Raw genomic sequence first — 16,289 nt, forward strand, 5'->3', positions numbered from 1 at the left:
CCGGCTTTTTCGTGTCGCGCTCAGGGAGCGGCGGTGCCGGTGCCGGTACCCGTACCAGCCGCCCCGGAGAGCGGCGCCACGACGGGTGGCAGCACTGAAGGCGGCATGGGCGGCACCAGCGGGTCCGTCGTCGCCGCCGGCTGGCCGGCCGGCCAGCGAAAATCGTCGGTCCGGCCCGCCACCGGGGGCAGCGTCGTGCCGCTCACCAGCACGCTCGCCGGCTCGGGAACGGCGCTATCCGGCGTCGCCGCCTGCACGATGCTCGCCGGGGTCGCGGGGGTCGCCCCCGGCCCGCCGGCCAGCGCGCGCGCATTGCCCACCGGCCCGCCGGTCAGATTGACGATCGAGGGGCGCGCGTCGGCCGGGTCCGGCGCTTCGGCCGCCGGCGTGTCCTTGCGCACCATCAGGTCGTCGAGTTCGCGGTCGACGAAGAAGGCGAGCTTGCGCGCGCCGGCCCGGGTGAAGCCGATGCCGTCGGAGGTGCGCAGGCGCCGGCGCTGCCCGTCGACGGCCGGGCCGGACATCATGAACTTGCCGTTCTCGTCGACGAATCCGTCGGTGACATCGACGAAGATGAGCCCGGCGCGCTCGACCTGCTCCTTGAGCAGTTCGTTGAGCCGCACGATCTGCGCGTTGCGGACATCGTCCTCCGCCGGCGGCAGGCCCACCACCACGACGGGGCGGCCCTGCATCTTGAGCGCGAGCAGGAATTCCTGGAAGCGGCGCCCATAGATGTCGCGCCAGCGGTCGTCCAGCAGTTCGGCCCTGCCGGCGGGGTCCTCGATCGGCTTGAGGTCATTGCCGCCCGCGAACACCACGATCACGTTGGGCTGGTCGCTGCCCACCGGAAACTGCCGCGCCGTCGCGATCCAGTCGAAGCGGTTGCCGGGCGCGAAGCCCGACCCGTCCTCGGACCGCCCCACCACCACGGCGCCCTCGCGATCGGCGGCGAAGGCGTCGGCGAGGCCCTGCGCCAGCGGCCCGGCCTGCTCGTCGCCGAGCACCAGCACGATTTCCTTGAGGTCCGGCGTATCGGCGCGCGCCTCGGCCGTGCTGGCGAAGACCTTGCCGCGCGGCTCGGCCGGCTGCTGCGCCACCACGGGCGGCGGCGGCGCCTGCGGCACCTGCCGGGCGCGCGAGCCGCCGCTGAAGAGATCGATGAGCGGCTGGAAGGGCGACCAGGCGCGGCGCGGCTGGGCCTCCCGCGCCGGCTGCTGCGCCGAGGGACGGGCCTGCTGCTGGCGGCTGTTCTGCCTCGGCTGCTGCGCCTGCTGGCGCGAAGGAGCCTGCTGGCGCTGCACGGAGTTGCGACCGGAGGACTGTCCGATATCGGCCGGCGGGCGGAACCAGTCGCTCTGCGCCTGCGCCAGCGAGCAGCCGGCGACCAGCACGCCGGCCACCGCCAGCGTCTTCAGTCCGAGCCGGAATCCGCGCGCGCGCATGAAGCGTTTCCTTGGCCGTTCCCTGATGGCGACACCCCGTGAGCGGTGAACCATTATCGCGGCCGTTTCAAGTCCCCGCGTCGGGCGGCGCTCACGATCCGTCGCGGGCGCGCAGGCTGTCGAGCACCTCGCCGCTCGCCATGCCGTCGGGCGTCAGGCCGGCGCTCACCTGATATTCGCGCACGGCGACGCGGGTCTTGCTGCCCAGCGCCCCGTCATGCGGGCCGACATCGTAGCCGCGCGAGGCGAGCCGCTTCTGGAGTTCGGAGCGTTCGTTGCGCGATAGCGCGCGCTGGTCGTCCGGCCAGGGCTGCACGAAGGGCCCGCCGCCCCGGATGCGGTCGGCGAGATGGCCGATGGCGAGCGCATAGGCGTCGGCGGGGTTGTAGCTCAGGATCGCCTTGAAGTTGCCGGTCATCAGGAAGGCCGGCCCCTTGGCGCCGGCGGGTAGCAGCAGATAGGCCGTCTCGCCGGCAGGCGGCATCGGCCGGCCATCGGGGCGATGGATGCCGAGCGCCGCCCATTCGCGCATCGGCTTGCGGATGTTCTTGTCGGCGAGCAGATAGTCGAAGCGGCGCGGCAGCACCACCTCGTAGCCCCAGCTGCGGCCCTGCTGCCAGCCGCCGCGCTTGAGCTTGTTGGCGGTCGAGGCCATGGCGTCGGCGACGGAATCGACGACATTGGGGTGCCCGTCGCCGTCGAAATCCACCGCGTCGCGCTGGAAGGCGGTCGGCATGAACTGGGTGAGGCCGAAGGCGCCGGCCCAGGAACCCTTCAGATGGCCCTCGGGAATGTCGCCACGGTCGAGAATGCGCAGCGCGGCGACGAACTCGTCGCGGAAATAGGCCTGCCGCCGGCCGACGCAGGCCAGCGTGCCGGTCGCCTGCAGCACCGGATAGGAGCCGCGCGCGCTGCCGTAATTGGTCTCGATGCCCCAGATCGCCGCCACCACATAGGGGTCGACGCCATAGGTGCGGCCCACCGCCTCGAACACGGCGGCGTTCTGCGCCATCGCCTCGCGGCCCTTGCGGATGCGGGTTTCGGACACCAGCATGGTCACGTAGTCGCCGGCCGTGCGGGTGAATTCCGGCTGCGTCTGCAGCTTCTCCATGATGCCCATGTCGGGCCTGAGCCCGGCCGTGTAGCGCCGAAAGCCGGCCGCCGAGACGCCGGCGGCGCGCGCCTTGGGCTCCAGAGCGGCGATGCAGCGGCTGAAATTGGCCTCGGCCTGAGCCAGCGCCTGGGGCGTCATGTCGGGATGGGTGGCGGCCGGCGTCACGGCGGAAGCGCGGCGGGGGCTTGCCGGACGGGGGGCGGCCTGCGCGGTGTGAGCGGTGTGCGCCACGGGCGAGGTGAAGGCGCCGGTGATATCGTCCGACGAGGCGCAGCCGGCCAGGCCGAAGCCGATCACGGCGAGGACCCCTCCTCGCACGGTTCCCCCGAGGGCGCCCCGGAGGGCGCTTCTGCCGGCGAACGCAGGCCGGCCGGCAACGCAGCGGTGACTCATAACGCAACCCTAACGCGGTTCTGGGCGGCGATTAGGCGGGGATCGTGGTTTCGAGCCTGTTAACGCCGTCGCAATTTCCCCTGCGTCAGGGGCATTTTGCGTCCACAATCGTGCCATCGCGGCGTGAACCTATGCCGTCACCTGCGCGTTATCCCTCCGGTGCATTGCAGAAGGTGAAACGTTAAACTGAATTTCATAGAAATTTCGTTCTGCTCGGCCCTACCCATCAAGCGACATCAAGGCGGCACAAGTCCCAAATGGTAGCTCCCATTCGCAAAGCGATCCTGCCCGTGGCCGGCCTCGGCACGCGGTTTCTTCCGGCGACCAAGGCGGTTCCCAAGGAAATGCTCACCGTGGTCGACCGTCCGGTCGTCCAGCACGTGGTGGACGAGGCCCGCGCGGCGGGCATCGAGCACATCGTCTTCGTCACCGGCCGCAACAAGGGCGTGATCGAGGATCATTTCGACCGCCAGTACGAGCTGGAAGACACGCTGCTGGAGCGCGGCAAGACCCAGATGCTCGAACAGCTGCGCCGCGAGACGATGGGTCCGGGCGCCACCAGCTTCACCCGCCAGCAGCTCCCGCTCGGCCTCGGCCACGCGGTATGGTGCGCGCGCGACATCATCGGCCATGAGCCCTTCGCGCTGCTGCTGCCGGACATGCTGCACAAGCCGAGCAACGGCAAGGGATGCCTTGGCCAGATGGTCGAGGCCTATGCCAAGACCGGCGGCGGCAACCACCTCGCGGTCTATGAGGTGCCGCCCGAGCAGACCGACCAGTACGGTATTGTCGGCCTCGGCGACGAGGTGGCCGAGGGCGTGCACAAGATCGCCCGCATGGTCGAGAAGCCCAAGCGCGACGTGGCCCCGTCCAACCTCGCCATTTCCGGCCGCTACATCCTCCAGCCTGAAATCTTCGAGCTGCTCGCCACGCAGGAGCGCGGCGCCGGCAATGAGATCCAGCTCACCGATTCCATGCTGAAGCTGGCGCAGAGGCAGGATTTCTACAGCGTGACCTTCGACGGCGCGATCTACGACTGCGGCTCGAAGCTCGGCTTCCTGATGGCCAATGTCGCCTATGCGCTGGACAATCCGGAAATCTCCGGCGCCTTCCGCCCCGAACTCGACGCGCTGCTGGCGAGGGTCTGAGGGCGGCACACGATCCCGGATCGGCCTGCGGCCGTCCGGGATGACGGTTGCGGGAGACGATCTCACGAAAAAGGGCGCCTCGCGGCGCCCTTTCTGTTTTCTGCGATCGGGACCGGAAGGTCAGGCCGCCTCGTCCACCGTGCCGGGGCGGGTGTCGAACAGAAGTTCGTTCGCCCCGCGCTCGACCCGCACGACATCGCCGTCCTTCACCGTGCCGGCGAGGATGCGGCCGGCCAGCGGGTCCTGCAGCAGCTTCTGGATCACGCGCTTGAGCGGGCGCGCGCCATAGGCCGGGTCGTAGCCCTTCTCGGCGAGGAAATCCCGCGCCTCGGGGGTGATCTCCAGGCGGATCTTGCGCTCCTCCAGCAGCTTGTCGAGCCGCTTGACCTGGATGTCGACGATGGCGCCCATCTGGTCCCGCTGGAGCCGGTGGAAGAGGACGATCTCGTCGACGCGGTTGAGGAATTCGGGCCGGAAGTGCGCGCGCACCACCGCCATCACCTCATCGCGCACGGCGTCGCTGTCCTGCCCCTCGGGCTGGCTCACCAGATATTCGGCCCCGAGATTCGAGGTCATGATGATGAGCGTGTTGCGGAAGTCGACCGTGCGTCCCTGCCCGTCCGTCAGGCGCCCGTCGTCGAGCACCTGAAGCAGGACGTTGAACACGTCCGGATGGGCCTTCTCCACCTCGTCGAACAGCACGACCTGATAAGGCCGGCGCCGCACGGCTTCGGTGAGCGCGCCGCCTTCCTCATAGCCGACATAGCCGGGAGGCGCGCCGATCAGCCGGGCCACGGAGTGCTTCTCCATGTATTCCGACATGTCGAGGCGGACCAGCGCGGTGTCGTCGTCGAACAGGAACGCCGCCAGCGCCTTGGTCAGCTCGGTCTTGCCGACGCCCGTGGGGCCGAGGAACATGAAGGAGCCGATTGGCCGGTTGGGGTCCTGAAGCCCCGCCCGCGCGCGGCGCACCGCGGTCGAGACGGCCTCCACGGCCTCCTTCTGGCCCACCACGCGGGAGGAAAGCACGTCCTCCATGCGCAGCAGCTTCTCCTTCTCGCCGGTCAGCATCTTGTCGACGGGAACGCCGGTCCAGCGCGAGACGACGCCAGCGATGTGATCGGGCGTCACCGCCTCCTCCACCATGCCGGCCTTGCCGGAAGCGGCGCTGCCGTCCTGCGCCTCGACATCGGCGAGCTTCTTCTCCAGCGCGGGGATCGTGCCATAGGCCAGCTCGCCCGCCTTCTGGTACTCGCCGTTGCGCTGGGCGATGGCGAGGTCGGCGCGAGCCTTCTCCAGGTCGCTCTTCAGCTTCTGGGCGTCGCCGAGCTTCTCCTTCTCCGCCTTCCAGCGCGAGGTGATCGAGGCCGACTGTTCCTCGAGGTCGGCAAGCTCCTTCTCCAGCTTCTTCAGCCGGTCGCGCGAGCCCGCGTCGCTCTCCTTCTTCAGCGCCTCCTGCTCGATGCGCAGGCGCACGATCTCGCGGTCGATGCTGTCGAGTTCCTCCGGCTTGGAATCGACCTGCATGCGCAGCCGCGAGGCCGCCTCGTCGATCAGGTCGATCGCCTTGTCGGGGAGGAAGCGGTCGGTGATGTAGCGGTTCGAGAGGGTCGCGGCCGCCACCAGCGCCGAGTCGGTGATGCGCACGCCGTGGTGCAGCTCGTACTTCTCCTTGATGCCGCGCAGGATGGACACGGTGTCCTCCACGCTCGGCTCGGAGACGAAGACGGGCTGGAAGCGGCGGGCGAGCGCGGCGTCCTTCTCGATATATTTGCGGTACTCGTCGAGCGTGGTGGCGCCGACGCAATGCAGCTCGCCGCGCGCCAGCGCCGGCTTGAGCAGGTTGGAGGCGTCCATCGCGCCCTCGGTCTTGCCGGCGCCGACCAGCGTGTGCAGTTCGTCGATGAACAGCACGATGCCGCCCTCGGCCGCCTCGACCTCGGACAGCACGCTCTTCAGCCGCTCCTCGAACTCGCCGCGATACTTGGCGCCGGCAATGAGCGAGCCCATGTCGAGCGCCAGAAGCTGCTTGTCCTTCAGGCTCTCCGGCACGTCGCCGTCGACGATGCGCAGGGCGAGGCCCTCGACGATGGCGGTCTTGCCGACGCCGGGTTCGCCGATGAGAACCGGATTGTTCTTGGTGCGGCGCGACAGCACCTGAATGGTGCGGCGGATTTCCTCGTCGCGGCCGATCACCGGGTCGAGCTTGCCCTCGCGCGCCGCGGCGGTCAGGTCGCGGGCATATTTCTTGAGCGCGTCATAGGCGTTCTCGGCTGTTGCCGAATCGGCGGTGCGGCCCTTGCGCAGCGCCTCGATGGCGGCGTTGATCTTCTGCGGCGTGGCGCCGGATTTGGTGAGGATCTTGCCGGCCTCGCTGTCCTTCTCCAGCGCGAGCGCCAGCAGCAGCCGCTCGACGGTGACATAGCCGTCGCCGGCCTTCTTCGCCGCCTGCTCGGCGGCCTCGAAGACGCGCGCCGTTCCCGGCGCGAGGTAAACCTGGCCGGCGCCGGAGCCCTGCACCTTCGGCAGCTTGGCGAGCGCGGCTTCCGTGTCCGCGAGCACAATGCGGGGATCGCCGCCGGAGCGCTGGATGAGGCCCGCGCACAGGCCCTCCGGGTCGTCGAGCAGCACTTTCAAAAGATGTTCGGGCGTGAACTGCTGGTTGCCTTCACGCAGCGCAAGCGACTGCGCCGACTGCACAAATCCGCGCGCGCGTTCGGTATAGATCTCGAAATTCATATCGCGTTGCCTCCTGGCCCCCCGTCCGCCCTGATGAGGCACGAACGGTCACTCGGGACGACGGCGCCCGTATCCCGGCCGCCGTGCCGGGCCCCGTTGCGGCAGCCCGACGGCCTTCATGTAGTGTGGCGAAACGGCAACGGAAGGGCGTTGAGCAAGGTCAAGGAAGGGATTTTGAGCGAGGCCTCACGCCGCCGTCTTCTCCGCCAGCATCACATAGTTCACCGACAGGTCGGACGAGCGGCGCCACTCGTCCGCCAACGGATGGAAGACCACGCCCTCGCGGTCGATGACCGACAGGCCGCCGGCCACCAGCGCCGCCTCCAGTTCCTCGGGCGTGAGGAAGCGGTTCCAGTCATGCGTGCCCTTGGGCAGCCAGCCGAGCACATATTCGGCGCCGACGATGGCCAGCGCGAAAGAGCGCTTGGTGCGGTTCAGCGTCGCCGCCACCAGCAGGCCGCCCGGCTTCACCATCTCGGCGGCGCGGGCGAGGAACAGGCCGACATCGGCGACATGCTCCACAACTTCCATGGCCATCACCACGTCGAAGCGCGCGCCCGAATCGGCCAGCGCCTCGGCGGTCGTCGCGCGGTAATCCACAGCAACGCCGCTTTCCTGCGCATGGAGGGCGGCGATGCGGACATTCTTCTCGGCCGGGTCGATGCCGGTGACGGTCGCGCCCATGCGGGCCAGCGGCTCGCTCAGCAGCCCGCCGCCGCAGCCGATGTCGACGAGGCTCAACCCCTCCAGCGGGCGGATGGCGCGGGCGTCGCGGCCGAAATGGGCGGTGATCTTCTCGCGCAGATAGGCGAGGCGCACGGGGTTGAAACGGTGCAGCACGCGCATCTTGCCGCGCGGGTTCCACCATTCGGCGGCGAGCGCGGCGAAGCGCTCGACTTCCCGGGGGTCGACGGTGGTGGCGGTTTCGCTCATCGACGCTCTCTCAACGCGGTTCGGCCCTGCCGGGACGGATTCCAAGCTCGCGCGGCGGCGTTGCGGGCCGGGCGCGAGGTGGATATGTATACGCGCCTTTTGGGCCGGGAGCCCACCTCTCCCGCCCGGCCCCACAGAAGAACACGGTACGGTTTCCCGCAATGGCACGTCTGGTGATGAAGTTCGGCGGCACCTCAGTCGCCAACATCGAACGCATTCGCAATGTCGCGAGGCACGTGAAACGGGAGGTCGAGGCGGGCAACGAGGTGGCGGTCGTGGTCTCCGCCATGTCCGGCAAGACCAACGAGCTGGTCGCCTGGTGCCGCGAGACCGCCGTGCTGCACGACGCCCGCGAATACGACGCCATCGTCGCCTCGGGCGAGCAGGTCACGTCTGGCCTCTTGGCCATCGCGCTGCAGGACATGGGCATTCCGGCCCGCTCCTGGCAGGGCTGGCAGCTTCCCATCTCCACCGACGACGCCCATGGCGCGGCCCGCATCCTCGACGTCAATGGCGAGGAGATCATCCGGCGCTTCGCCGATGGCGAGGTCGCGGTGATCGCCGGCTTCCAGGGCATGCATCTGCCAAGCGGCCGCCTCACCACGCTTGGGCGCGGCGGCTCGGACACCAGCGCGGTCGCGGTCGCCGCCGGCATCAGGGCCGACCGCTGCGACATCTACACCGACGTCGACGGCGTCTACACGACCGACCCGCGCATCGTTCCCAGGGCGCGCCGGCTCGACAAGATCGCCTTCGAGGAAATGCTGGAAATGGCCTCGCTCGGGGCCAAGGTGCTTCAGGTGCGCTCGGTCGAGCTTGCCATGGTACACAAGGTCCGCACCTTCGTGCGCTCCAGCTTCACCGACCCGGACGCCCCGGAACTGAAGACCGCCGGCGACCCGCCGGGCACCCTGATTTGCGACGAGGAGGAAATCGTGGAGAGTGAAGTCGTCACCGGCATCGCCTTCGCCCGGGACGAAGCCCAGGTCAGCATCCGCCGCGTGCCCGACAAGCCTGGCATCGCCGCGAGCGTGTTCGTGCCGCTCGCCGATGCGCACATCAATGTCGACATGATCGTGCAGAACATTTCGGCCGAGGGCTTCACCGACATCACCTTCACCGTGCCGACGGCCGATTTCGAGCGCGCCAAGGCGGCGCTGGCGGCTGTGAAGGACGAAATCGGCTATGGCAGCGTCGAGGGCGCCACCGATGTCGTCAAAATCTCGGTGATCGGCATCGGCATGCGCTCGCATGCCGGCGTCGCGGCCCGTGCCTTCAAGGCGCTGTCCGAGCGCGGTATCAACATCCGCGCCATCTCGACCTCCGAGATCAAGATCTCGGTGCTTATCGATGCCGCCTATACCGAGCTTGCCGTGCGAACGCTGCATTCGGTATACGGGCTCGACGCCTGAGGACAGGCAACGGCGCGGCCGCCAGCCGCGCCTTCGACATCGACGCTCCGGGAACGCGGCTCCCGGAAACCGAGGACGGCCAATGCGTGGCGCACTCGGCGGTCCGCGCGTGCTGCTCAGGCGCCTCCGTGAGGTCATGGCGGAGCCGGTCAGCGCGCAGGACCGCCTCGACAAGATCGTGGTGCTGATCGCGGCCAACATGGTGGCCGAGGTGTGCTCGGTCTATGTGCTGCGCGTCGACGGCACCCTCGAGCTCTACGCCACCGAGGGCCTGAACCGCACCGCCGTGCATCTGACCGTGATGCGGATCGACGAGGGCCTCGTCGGCACCGTCGCCCGCGAGGCCGAGCCGATCAGCCTGTCCAATGCGCAGGCCCATCCCGCCTTCTCCTACCGGCCGGAGACGGGCGAAGAAATCTACCACTCCTTCCTCGGCGTGCCGATCCTGCGCGCGGGCAACACGCTCGGCGTGCTCGTCGTGCAGAACCGTGCCCACCGCTCCTACACCGAGGAGGAGATCGAGGCGCTCCAGACCACCGCAATGGTGCTGGCCGAGATCATCGCCTCGGGCGAGCTTACCGCCATGGCGCTGCCCGGCGCCGAGCCGGCGGCGCGCCGCCCGCTGCACCTCAAGGGCATTTCCCTGTCGGAGGGCATCGGCCTCGGCCATGTGGTGCTGCACGAGCCGCGCATCGAAGTCACCAAGGTCATCGCCGACGACCTGCCGGCCGAGTTGAACCGGCTCGACGGGGCGGTCGACACGCTGCGCGCCTCCATCGACATCATGCTGGAGGATGAGGGCGTCGCCCGCGTCGGCGAGCACCGGGACATTCTCGAAGCCTACCGCATGTTCGCCCATGACCGCGGCTGGATCGGCCGCATGCGCGAGGCGGTGATGACGGGCCTGACCGCCGAAGGCGCGGTCGAGCGCGTTCAGTCGGACACCCGCGCCCGCATGCTGCGCATGACCGACCCCTATCTGCGCGAGCGCATGCACGATCTCGACGATCTGGCCAACCGCCTGCTGCGCCAGCTCACCGGCCGCGCCGGCGGCTCCGAGCACACCGGCCTGCCCGACAACGCCATCATCGTCGCCCGCAACATGAGCCCGGCCGCGCTGCTCGATTATGACCGCACGCGCATTCGCGGCCTCGTGCTGGAGGAAGGCGCGGCGACGAGCCATCTCACCATCGTCGCCCGCGCGCTCGGCATCTCGGCGGTCGGCCATGTCGAGAACATCGTCGGGCAGGTTGATTCCGGCGACGCCATCATCGTCGACGGCGTCAGCGGCGAGGTGCAGGTGCGCCCGCCGGCCGATGTCGAGGCCGCCTATGTCGAGAAGGTGCGCTTCCGCGCCAAGCGGCTGGAGCAGTACGCGGCGCTGCGCGACCTGCCCACCGTCACCCGCGACGGCGTCGAGATCGAGCTGCACCTGAACGCCGGCCTGCTGGTCGACCTGCCGCACATCGCCGAGACCGGCGCCACCGGCATCGGCCTGTTCCGCACCGAACTCCAGTTCATGATCGCCTCCGCCTTCCCGCGTACCAACGAGCAGCTCAAGCTCTACCGCTCGGTGCTCGACGCGGCCGGCGACCGCCCCGTGGTGTTCCGCACGCTCGACATCGGCGGCGACAAGGTGCTGCCCTATATGCGGGCGATCGAGGAGGAGAATCCGGCGCTGGGCTGGCGCGCCATTCGCCTCGGCCTCGACCGGCCGGGCCTGCTGCGCAGCCAGATCCGCGCCCTGCTGCGCGCCGCCACCGGGCGCGAGCTTCGCCTCATCTTCCCGATGGTGTCGGCGGTGGAGGAATTCGACCGCGCCCGCCACATCGTCGAGCGCGAACTGACCCATCTGCGCCGCCACGGCCACGATCTGCCCGAGCGGGTGCTGGTCGGCGTGATGCTGGAGGTGCCGGCGCTGCTGTTCCAGCTCGACCAATTGTTCTCGCGCGTCGACTTCGCCTCGGTCGGCTCCAACGATCTCGTGCAGTTCCTCTATGCCGCCGATCGCGGCAATTCGCGCGTCGCCGACCGCTTCGACGCGCTCGCCCCCGCCACGCTGCGCGCCCTGAAGATGATCGCCGACAAGGCCGCCCAGTACGGCAAGCCGGTCACGCTCTGCGGCGAGCTCGCCTCGCGCCCGCTGGAGGCGCTGGCGCTGGCCGCCATCGGCTACCGCAAGCTCTCGCTGTCGCCGGCCTCCTACGGGCCGGTCAAGGCGATGCTGCTGGAACTCGACCTTGCCGCCGCCGCCGCCCTCGTCGCGCCGCTGCTGACCGAGGGCGGGGAGATCGCCTCGCTGCGCCAGCCGCTGCGGGCGTTCGCCGAGAAGGCCGGCCTGCCGCTGTGAGTGCACGACCGTGACGACCCTCCCCGACGCCCGGCTCGACCAGCTTCTCGCCCGCCATGCCGAGATCGAGCACGCCCTGTCCGCCGGCCCGGACGCGGAAACCTATGTGCGCCTCTCCCGCGAATTCGCCGAGCTGAGGCCGCTGGTCGACAGCGTGAAGGCGCTGCGCAGCGCCGAGCGCCAGCTCGCCGATGCGCGCACGCTGGCCAGCGAGGCCGCCAGCGACCGCGAGATGGCGGCGCTGGCGCAGGAAGAGGCCGACACGCTCGACGCCGAGGTCGAGAGCCTCGCCCATGCCGTCCGGCTCGCTTTGCTGCCGAAGGACGCCATGGACGAGCGCGGCGTGATCCTCGAAGTGCGCGCCGGCACCGGCGGCGACGAGGCCGCGCTGTTCGCCGGCGACCTGTTCCGCATGTATGAGCGCTTCGCCGGGCTGAACGGCTGGTCGGTCGAGGTTCTCTCGCTGACCGAGGGCACCGCCGGCGGCTACAAGGAAATCGTCGCCGCCCTGCATGGCTCGGGCGCCTATGCAAAGCTGAAGTTCGAATCGGGCGTCCACCGCGTGCAGCGCGTGCCGGACACCGAGGGCTCGGGGCGCATCCACACCTCCGCCGCCACCGTGGCGGTGCTGCCGGAAGTGGAGGAGGTCGACGTCGAGATCAACGAATCCGACCTGCGCATCGACGTGTTCCGCGCCTCGGGCGCCGGCGGCCAGCACGTCAACAAGACCGAGAGCGCGGTGCGCATCACCCATATCCCCACCGGAACGGTCGTCGCCGTGCAGGACGAGCGCTCGCAGCACAAGAACAAGGCCCGCGCCATGGGCATGCTGCGCGCCCGGATCTACGAGGCCGAGCGCGAGAAGCGCGACAGCGCCCGCGCCAGCGAGCGCAAGGTGCAGGTCGGCTCGGGCGACCGCTCCGAGCGCATCCGCACCTATAATTTCCCGCAGGCGCGCGTCACCGACCACCGCATCGGCCTGACCCTGCACAAGCTGCCGGAAATCCTCTCCGGCGAGGGGCTGGGCGAACTGGTCGACGCGCTGACCACCGAATACCAGGCGGCGCTGCTTGCCGAGGCCGAGCACGCGGGCTGGGGCGAGCGATGATTCCCCGCGCGGGGCTCCTGCGCGAGATCGCCGCAGCCCTCGCCGCGGCCGGACTGGAGACGCCCGAGCGCGAGGCGCGCGCCCTGCTGAAAGCCGGCCTCGGCCTGACCGATGTCGACCTCCTCGCCCGCGCGGAAGATCCGGTGACGGAAGCCGACGCCGCCCGGCTGCGGGAGATGGCCCGGCGCCGCGCGGCGGGCGAGCCGCTGGCCCGGCTGTCCGGCCGGCGCGAGTTCTGGAGCCTCGATTTCGCGCTCTCGCCCGACACGCTGGTGCCGCGCCCGGAGACCGAGACGCTGGTGGAGGCCGCCCTCGCCGCCTTTCCCGACCGTGCCGCGCCGCTGGCCCTTCTCGACCTCGGCACCGGCTCGGGCGCCCTGCTCGCGGCGCTGCTGAGCGAGTATCCGAACGCCTTCGGCGTCGGCGTCGACCTGTCGCACGGGGCCGCCCGGCAGGCGCGGGAAAACCTTGCGCGGCTTGGGCTTGGCGAACGGTCGGCGGTGCTTGTCGGGCGCTGGGCGCAGGCGCTCGCCGGGCGCTTCGACCTCGTGGTCTCCAATCCGCCTTATATTCCCAGCACCGATATCGCCGCGCTCGATCGCGAGGTGCGCGAACACGATCCGCTCCTCGCGCTCGACGGGGGCCCGCAGGGGCTCGACGCCTATCGTGCGCTCGCGAGCGCCCTGCCCGGCCTGCTCCGGCCGGGCGGACGCGCGGTGCTCGAACTCGGCATTGGCCAGGAGGCCGACGTCGCCGCGCTGCTTGCGGCGGCGGGGCTGCCGGCCGACGGACCTGCGCGGGCCGACCTTGCCGGGATCGCACGCGCCATCGTGACACGGCCGGCCTGAGAATGCCGGCAATGCAGCAAAAAAGGGCTTGGAACGAGGTACCGAACCGATTAGTGTCCGTTTCAGGAATCGTCCTGACACCTCATCAGCCTTGCCGTGTTCGGATGCGCTTCGCTCTTGTCGAGTGAACGCGGCCATCGCGCAAGTAACGTTCGAGCCCCTGCGGAAGGCGCGGACGGATGAAGCGTTTTGATAGGACGAACGCTCCACGAGTTTATCAGTGCGGCCTTGGTTGCACGATGAAACATGGGGTCGGCTGTAGCGCCTTTGGGCGCTCGCCGGATCCGGGTCGGGGAATGCGACCCGGAGATCGCGGCCGGCCTGTCCGGCAGCGGGCATCGTGACGATGCGCTCCCATGGAAGAAGTCCGACGGTCGGTGGCGACCTGCGGCACGCCCGGGACCTTGCGGTTCCCGGCCTGTGCCCGGTTTGCCCAGACCCAGGACAACATTTCACGACATGCCGTTCCCTTTGGCCATGGCCTGGGGGACGGGATGGCGGAAACAGAGGCGATTGACCCGCCCGTACCTCATCCGACCGGGGCCCGCCCCGCCGGCGGCGTACCGGCATCAGAGACCAGCTCGATGCGAAATAATAACCAGCAGAAGCGTATGCGTGGCCGCAACAACGGCAATCGTCGCAGTCAGAATCCGCTTACGCGCGTCTATGAGTCGAACGGCCCCGACGTGAAGGTGCGCGGCACCGCCCAGCACATCGTCGAGAAATACCAGCAGCTGGCCCGCGACGCGCAGGCGTCCGGCGATCCGGTGGCGGCGGAGAACTACCTCCAGCACGCCGAGCACTATTACCGCATCATCGCCGCCGCCCAGGCGCAGTTCGGCGTGCAGGGCCAGCCCTTCCAGCGCTCCGACGACGAGGAATACGAGGACGACCTCGACGACGCCGGTTCCGATGGCCAGCCGGCCTACCAGACACGCGAGCCGCAGGGCGGACGCGACGGCGGCCAGCGCGATGGCCAGCGCGACTTCTACCGCGACCGGCCGGAGCGCTCCGAGCGCCCGGACCGCGACCGGCAGGATCGTCCGGAGCGGCAGGACCGCGACCGTCCCGATCGTGACGGGCGCCGCGACAACAATCGCGAGCGCGGGCAGGATCGCGGGCAGGATCGCGATCGTCCCGACCGTGACCGGCAGGACCGCCCGGACCGCGACCGGCAGGATCGTCCGGAGCGGCAGGACCGCCCCGAGAGGCAGGATCGCCCCGAGCGTTCCGAGCGTCCGGACCGCGACAACCGCTGGTCCCGCGACAACCGCCCCTATCGCGAGAACCGCGAGCCGCGCGAAGGTGGTGAGCAGGGCTACCGCGACCCCGCCCAGCAGCCGCAGCCGCGCCTCGGGCCGGAAGTGGAAGCCGAGATCGGCCTGCCCGCCTTCATCACCCAGAGCAGCGCCGTGCCGGTGAGCCCGGTTCCCGAGCCCGCCCCGAAGGCGGAGCCGCGGGCCGAAGCCAAGGCCGAGCCCAGGAAGGCCGCGCCGTCCCCGGAAGCTTCCGAGGCCGCCGAAGCCGCCCCTGCGGCGCGCGAAGGCACCACCCGTTCGCGCGCCAAGGCCGCGCCCAGCGAGGACGGCGAGGCCGCCGCCCCGCGCACCCGCCGTCGCCGCTACCGTCGCGCCGATGCGGAAGGCGAGGGCGAAGGCGCCGAGGCTGCGCCGGCGGAAGCCGGCGAGTGATCGCCCGACGCCACGCCTGCGGGCGGAGCGACGGCTGAAAAGACAAAAGGCCCGGCTGTGAAGCCGGGCCTTTTTGCTTTGGAAATTCGCGGGCGAGGCCCGGTCTCCCGCGTTCGGGAAAACGCCGCCTCAGAGGCTGATGCGGACGGAATCGCCCTCGGCGATCAGTCCGCCCTGCACCACTTCGGCGAAGATGCCGCAATCGGTGTGGCCGAAGCTGCGCATCAGCGTGCCAGGCACGTCGAGGTCGCGCCGGGCCGTGACCGGATCGACATTGGTGGCGGCGCAGCGGAAGATGCGCTGCGTCACCTTCAGCCGCACATGGTTGCCGATCTCGATGGTGTGGCCCACGAGGTCGAACTCCTCCCACGGCTCCATGCCGTCGAGATAGAGATTGGCGCGGAAGCGCAGCGGATCGACCGGCTGGCCGATGATCTCGCCCAGCGCCCGGCAGCTCGCCACGTTGATCAGCGAGATGTAGCCCTCGGTGGTGTCGACGAAGCGGAAGCCGTCCGGCGCCCCCAGCACGCGCGGCGCGCCGCGCAGCTCGTAGCGTGAAAAGCGCTGGAAGAAGAGCTCGATGGCCTCGCACCCCTCGGGCGTGTCGAGCCGGCCGCGCACCACTTCCGCCGCGTCCTGCTCGATGACCAGCTCGTGCGTGGCGTCGATGTAATGGGCGTCAAGCGCGGCCAGGCGCTCGTTGCGCATCAGCATCAGGAACTTGATCTTGGGCTGGAAGGCCGGCGCCAGCGGATCGAAGCCCGAAGGCCCGTTCTCGATGGCATAGAGCCGGTCGCCCGGAAAATAGGCGCCCTCCTCCAGCTCGACCACTTCCAGCCGCTCGGGCGTCAGGCCCTTCACCGGGTAGCGGTAGATGGACTGGATGCCGGCAAAGCTGACGGCAACCGCCGGCGCCTCGGCGGAGGCGGCTCCGGCGGGGGTGAAAAGATCGTCGTTTTCAGTCGATTCGCTCATCGTCCCTCACCATATAGGCTTGCACGGTCGCGGTCAGCCGTAACCGGAAACCAACCGAATACCGCAGGCCCCCCGCAGAACCGCAAGAGGAGCGGCGGGAGTGGCGGCAGGATGACGGCCTGTGTTTTGCCTGTCG

The 16,289-nt window shown here is 69.7% G+C and carries 11 protein-coding genes; 6 read left to right on the plus strand and 5 right to left on the minus strand.

Features of this window, described 5'->3' with window-relative positions; translation table 11 throughout:
* Positions 1–20 precede the first annotated feature (20 nt).
* Positions 21–1,442, minus strand: a complete 1,422-nt coding sequence (locus tag GBB76_RS08165) for a GDSL-type esterase/lipase family protein (RefSeq protein WP_152302847.1) — start codon at positions 1,440–1,442, stop codon at positions 21–23.
* Positions 1,443–1,533: 91 nt separating this feature from the next.
* Positions 1,534–2,949 carry a lytic murein transglycosylase gene (locus GBB76_RS08170; protein ID WP_152302848.1) on the minus strand — a complete coding sequence of 472 codons (1,416 nt, stop codon included), beginning with the start codon at positions 2,947–2,949 and terminating at the stop codon, positions 1,534–1,536.
* A gap of 257 nt (positions 2,950–3,206) precedes the next feature.
* Here GBB76_RS08170 and GBB76_RS08175 point away from each other — a divergent pair, with 257 nt between their 5' ends.
* On the plus strand, positions 3,207–4,097 hold the full coding sequence (locus GBB76_RS08175) for a UTP--glucose-1-phosphate uridylyltransferase (protein ID WP_152302849.1): 891 nt from the start codon (positions 3,207–3,209) through the stop codon (positions 4,095–4,097).
* A 120-nt stretch (positions 4,098–4,217) separates the two neighbouring features.
* Here GBB76_RS08175 and clpB read toward each other — a convergent pair whose 3' ends face one another.
* Both clpB and ubiG read right to left on the minus strand, forming a co-directional pair.
* Positions 4,218–6,836 (minus strand): ATP-dependent chaperone ClpB, encoded by a 2,619-nt coding sequence (gene clpB / locus GBB76_RS08180; protein ID WP_152302850.1) that lies wholly within the window; start codon positions 6,834–6,836, stop codon positions 4,218–4,220.
* Positions 6,837–7,022: 186 nt separating this feature from the next.
* Positions 7,023–7,769, minus strand: coding sequence for a bifunctional 2-polyprenyl-6-hydroxyphenol methylase/3-demethylubiquinol 3-O-methyltransferase UbiG (gene ubiG / locus GBB76_RS08185; protein ID WP_152302851.1), 747 nt, complete (start codon positions 7,767–7,769; stop codon positions 7,023–7,025).
* A 161-nt stretch (positions 7,770–7,930) separates the two neighbouring features.
* Between ubiG and GBB76_RS08190 the strand changes: the two genes are divergently transcribed.
* The 5 genes from GBB76_RS08190 (at position 7,931) to GBB76_RS08210 (ending at position 15,178) form a co-directional block, all read left to right on the plus strand.
* On the plus strand, positions 7,931–9,181 hold the full coding sequence (locus tag GBB76_RS08190) for an aspartate kinase (RefSeq protein ID WP_152302852.1): 1,251 nt from the start codon (positions 7,931–7,933) through the stop codon (positions 9,179–9,181).
* An 82-nt stretch (positions 9,182–9,263) separates the two neighbouring features.
* The gene (gene ptsP / locus GBB76_RS08195) at positions 9,264–11,531 is read left to right on the plus strand and encodes a phosphoenolpyruvate--protein phosphotransferase (protein ID WP_152302853.1); all 2,268 of its coding nucleotides are present in this window, start codon (positions 9,264–9,266) and stop codon (positions 11,529–11,531) included.
* A 10-nt stretch (positions 11,532–11,541) separates the two neighbouring features.
* Positions 11,542–12,639 carry a peptide chain release factor 1 gene (gene prfA, locus GBB76_RS08200; RefSeq protein ID WP_152302854.1) on the plus strand — a complete coding sequence of 366 codons (1,098 nt, stop codon included), beginning with the start codon at positions 11,542–11,544 and terminating at the stop codon, positions 12,637–12,639.
* On the plus strand, positions 12,636–13,487 hold the full coding sequence (gene prmC / locus GBB76_RS08205) for a peptide chain release factor N(5)-glutamine methyltransferase (protein WP_152302855.1): 852 nt from the start codon (positions 12,636–12,638) through the stop codon (positions 13,485–13,487). Before prfA ends, prmC begins: the two co-directional genes overlap by 4 nt.
* A gap of 584 nt (positions 13,488–14,071) precedes the next feature.
* Positions 14,072–15,178 (plus strand): DUF4167 domain-containing protein, encoded by a 1,107-nt coding sequence (locus tag GBB76_RS08210; protein WP_152302856.1) that lies wholly within the window; start codon positions 14,072–14,074, stop codon positions 15,176–15,178.
* A gap of 129 nt (positions 15,179–15,307) precedes the next feature.
* On the opposite strand, the gene GBB76_RS08215 is transcribed toward GBB76_RS08210, so the two are convergent.
* A complete protein-coding gene (locus GBB76_RS08215; protein WP_152302857.1) occupies positions 15,308–16,153 on the minus strand; it encodes an MOSC domain-containing protein in 846 nt (281 codons plus the stop codon).
* Positions 16,154–16,289: the final 136 nt, after the last annotated feature.

The sequence above is a fragment of the Ancylobacter sp. TS-1 genome, from assembly GCF_009223885.1.
Lineage (GTDB): Bacteria > Pseudomonadota > Alphaproteobacteria > Rhizobiales > Xanthobacteraceae > Ancylobacter.